Here is a 3,018-nt window from a genome sequence, read left to right as displayed (position 1 = left end):
TTTTATTACATTAATGCGTTGTTAGCGATTATTTTGGCGTGGCGATACAATAGTCGATAAAACTTAGTGTCATTTACTTTTTGGCATGCCTGTCTAAGTAGATTTTAGCCTAGAGACTGTAATCCAAGGGCGATAAATAATAAAAAAGCCGCTAAGGCAGTTAAGCTTTAGCGGCTTTTGGTATGGCACTTTAATATGCGTTATAAAAGGATCAGACTAATAACCAGAATGATTTAAAACGAGTGCATGTCCCAGCTATTCTATTATTTTGGCGTGGCGATACGATAGTCGATAAAACTTAGTGTCATTTTCTTTTTGGCATGCCTGTCTAAGTAGATTTTACGGGCTATCTATCCAATTTATTTAGCTGGCTAGAAAATATTGTGGATGTTCTAGATGTTTTTTTCATAGTTAAAATTGATAGCTATCAGGGTTATATAGCTTTTTTTGGTGAAATTCAAACTCTCCACTTTTTTTAACAAAAACAATATCCCAGGCATCTCGAGTGTCTTCATCAGATATTTGACTAATACCGTCAATATCTATAAGCGGGTCACCCAACCCGTCACTCAAGTAATAAATCATCGGAACATCAGAAAGTACTAAACCGCACCATAAAAACGCTGCGTATCGTTCATCTCTTTTTTCAAAAATTCCAGTGCTACCCTTTGAAAATATAACTTCATATTTATTTTTATTGGCAAGCACAAAAGCCCGATCAATTTCATTACCAATAGCTTTATTTGTAATTCGCTCATACTCCCCAATACATGTATTAATTGAGGAAGCTCCATTAACCGCATGTAAGCTGTCTTCACTCGCCAAATGGCGACCTCCAGCTTGACAAGCCATATTCAAAAAAACAACAAGAGAAATTATATAAATTTTCATTGCAAGACCCTACTAAGAGAAGTTCCAAAACGTCCTGTCGCACTACAACTGCCCGGGCTACAAACACCAATCAAAGTATTTCCGCCATAGTGAACCCCCAAATATAGTGGCTGATTGTAACGGCTGACCATTCCGGCATCATGTGTCGCCGCCCCCATTCTTGGCCAAAAAGCATTGCTAAACTTCAAGCCATCGCTTGTATGCGTATGGTATCCAATATAACCGCCTGCAACGCCTACACCTGTAGCAGACCCGATTTCAGGCGTCGTATAGTGCCAACCCTTTTTGTCTTTCCAAATACTACCACCGACCTCTAGTCCATATTTTTTTGATAATGGCGCGGTTACGCTTAACACTTCTACTGCCGCTGCATCTGAACTCTTAAAACTATGGTGCTTGCTTAAAACTCCATCGCTAACCAATCCATTCAATTCTTTTTGAAAAGCACTCTGACTACCTGTGGAGCCTCCCCCACCAGGGCCACTCACCTTTTGTGAACAGCATGCCCCCGACACAACATTGTAGCTCACTACCGTTTTGCCCAGTGCATATGCGGCTTTGCGCAGCATTTTACCCGATGCATTTGGCCTGTGCGAAATTTTTTCCCCGACGCGACTTTTCTTTTTAATCTCGGTGCCGACTGGAGTAAATACCGGCGCTGGGCAAGGTGCGCGCAGGGCGCGGCCGAAGAAGCTGCGCGCTTAAAGACTGGAGGTTGTTGGCGCTTTGCTTGCGGCTATTGTTCTTTTGCAAGCAAAGTGACAACAGCCGGAGGGAACAGGCCGCAACCTTATTAGCCACCCTTTTACGGAGTGACCAACTAGCCGCTTGGCACAATGCAGCTGGGCACTTGGCTTGCGCCTTTTGTTTTGCAAGCCAAGTGCCCGGCGGCGAAAGAAGCTTGACGCCTCCCATAAACAAGCTTTTATCGGTGTGTTTGATTTTCCATGTAGCTGCGTAGCAGCTTATTAATGCGCGTTTGGTAACCCGCTCCCTGAGATTTAAACCACCCCAGCACATCGCTATCTAGCCTTAAGGTTACCGGTTGTTTGGCGGGCACTTTGACTTCGGCATTTAAAAAGAAAGCATCATCCAGCTCAGGTATATCACTGGTATCAATGTCGCTATCTTTCATTTCAGCTAATCGTTTCCAATCAGTTTTTGACACTTTGCTCATAACGGCGCACCTCGTTTTTAGTCGCTTTTCGGGCCGAGATAATACGGATGGTATCTTCGTGGCGCTCAACATACACTACCACACCGATTAGCTGCTGTATCCAGCCAACCCCTATCCAGCGGTCTTCGCCGTAATCTTCTCGGGTATCTAATAACGTCAACATAGGATGATTAAACAGGTCTTTCACATCATTAAAGTCGATGCCGTGCTTTTGGATATTGATCGCGTTTTTAACTTCATCCCACTCAAAGTACATGGGCACCCCTGTATTGACATTTGTACATACACTTTACTCCAATTCTGCCTTTTCGTCACGCTCTGCTTCTAACGCCGCCAATACCACTTCTTTTGTCGATTCAGGCTCGTCAACTCGCTCCTCCCGATGCATGGTCGGGTGCGTTAGTTCGTGAATTTGCTTGAGTTTTACAATGCTGACATGAGTGTAGATTTCGGTGGTGCCGATGCTGGCGTGCCCTAGCATTTGCTGGATAAAGCGGATGTCGGCGCCGTTATCGAGCATCAGCGTAGCCACGGTATGGCGGAATAAGTGGCAGCTGCCGCTTTTGCCAATATCGGCTTGTTTGATGTATTTGGTGACTAAGCGGCTAAGGCGATCGGGTGTGAGGGGTTGGCCGGTTCTTTCGAGGAATAAATTATGAGGATCGGGTTCGATGGCGAAGCCTATGCGGGCCTCGTCGCGATAGTGCGTTAGCCATTGCATGGCGCGTTCGCTGATGGGTACGAAACGGTCTTTTTTGCCTTTGCCCTAATACAAGGATGCCCTAATACAAGGATAATACAAGGACACTCACTCCAAAAAACACCTACTAGAACAGCCCAACAATTAACACCGCCCAACCTAAAACATGCTAAATTATGGCCTTATTACTTCTAGCTATCAACACAGTATTAATTATCGTGTTAGGGTATATATTCAGGCAGGTCGAACT

4 protein-coding genes and 1 pseudogene are annotated in these 3,018 nt (G+C 44.6%); all 5 read right to left on the bottom strand.

What is annotated here, in order from left to right; all coding sequences use genetic code 11:
• Positions 1 to 411: 411 nt before the first annotated feature.
• Complete coding sequence (locus AC438_RS16200; RefSeq protein ID WP_053982307.1) at positions 412 to 891, bottom strand: hypothetical protein; 480 nt, start codon at positions 889 to 891, stop codon at positions 412 to 414.
• Positions 888 to 1,460: a hypothetical protein gene (locus tag AC438_RS16195; RefSeq protein WP_053982306.1), complete on the bottom strand. Its 573-nt coding sequence runs from the start codon at positions 1,458 to 1,460 to the stop codon at positions 888 to 890. Before AC438_RS16195 ends, AC438_RS16200 begins: the two co-directional genes overlap by 4 nt.
• A 356-nt stretch (positions 1,461 to 1,816) precedes the next feature.
• Positions 1,817 to 2,068, bottom strand: a complete 252-nt coding sequence (locus tag AC438_RS16185; RefSeq protein WP_053982304.1) for a BrnA antitoxin family protein — start codon at positions 2,066 to 2,068, stop codon at positions 1,817 to 1,819.
• Positions 2,046 to 2,324, bottom strand: a complete 279-nt coding sequence (locus AC438_RS16180) for a BrnT family toxin (protein WP_053982303.1) — start codon at positions 2,322 to 2,324, stop codon at positions 2,046 to 2,048. The genes AC438_RS16185 and AC438_RS16180 overlap by 23 nt, the downstream gene beginning before the upstream one ends.
• A gap of 33 nt (positions 2,325 to 2,357) precedes the next feature.
• Positions 2,358 to 2,822, bottom strand: a pseudogene (locus AC438_RS16175) (tyrosine-type recombinase/integrase); the annotation flags it as partial.
• Between the last annotated feature and the right edge of the window lie 196 nt (positions 2,823 to 3,018).

The organism is Marinagarivorans algicola, assembly GCF_001292705.1.
In the GTDB taxonomy this organism is placed as follows: domain Bacteria; phylum Pseudomonadota; class Gammaproteobacteria; order Pseudomonadales; family Cellvibrionaceae; genus Marinagarivorans; species Marinagarivorans algicola.
This window is presented reverse-complemented; position numbering and strand designations above follow the sequence as displayed.

Bases quoted from the DNA above. Each gene is read 5' to 3' on its own strand.
- AC438_RS16200 (WP_053982307.1), bottom strand. From the start codon at position 891: ATGAAAATTTATATAATTTCTCTTGTTGTTTTTTTGAATATGGCTTGT.
- AC438_RS16195 (WP_053982306.1), bottom strand. From the start codon at position 1,460: ATGCTGCGCAAAGCCGCATATGCACTGGGCAAAACGGTAGTGAGCTAC.
- AC438_RS16185 (WP_053982304.1), bottom strand. From the start codon at position 2,068: ATGAGCAAAGTGTCAAAAACTGATTGGAAACGATTAGCTGAAATGAAA.
- AC438_RS16180 (WP_053982303.1), bottom strand. From the start codon at position 2,324: ATGTACTTTGAGTGGGATGAAGTTAAAAACGCGATCAATATCCAAAAG.